This window comes from Klebsiella sp. HMSC09D12, assembly GCF_001808475.1.
Lineage (GTDB): Bacteria > Pseudomonadota > Gammaproteobacteria > Enterobacterales > Enterobacteriaceae > Klebsiella > Klebsiella oxytoca.
Map to the genome: position 1 here is coordinate 1 of NZ_KV793420.1, position 513 is coordinate 513.

Here is a 513-nt window from a genome sequence, read left to right on the forward strand (position 1 = left end):
AGTGGTGGTAAAGACTGACATCGGCATTATTACTATCGCTGTGGAACATCACCCCGACGGGCTTACCACGGGTTTCCCATGCCATTTCCAGTGCTTTCATGGTGAGCCTGCTGTCCGGCGAGAACGACATGGCCCAGCCCACTGGTTTTCTTGCGAACAGGTCGAGAACAACGGCGAGGTACGCCCAGCGCTTACCCGTCCAGATATAGGTCACATCACCGCACCACACCTGATTTGGTTCCGTTACGGCGAACTGTCGCTCAAGATGATTCGGGATAGCAACGTGCTCATGACCGCCACGCTTATACCGGTGAGTCGGCTGCTGGCAACTGACCAGCCCCAGCTCTTTCATGAGTCTGCCAGCAAGCCAGCGCCCCATCTGGTAACCTCTCTGGGTTGCCATTGTGGCGATGCTTCTTGCTACGGCAGAGCCGTGGCTGATGCCATGCAGTTCAAGTACCTGGCTGCGTAATACAGCCCGTGGCTTTGTTGAATAAATCAGATTTCGGGTAA

The 513-nt window shown here is 55.2% G+C and carries 1 protein-coding gene; it reads right to left on the reverse strand.

Annotated elements, in window-relative coordinates; translation table 11 throughout:
- Positions 1 to 513, reverse strand: a 513-nt coding sequence (locus HMPREF3178_RS05285; protein WP_139146016.1) for a DDE-type integrase/transposase/recombinase, incomplete at both ends; no start/stop codon positions are given.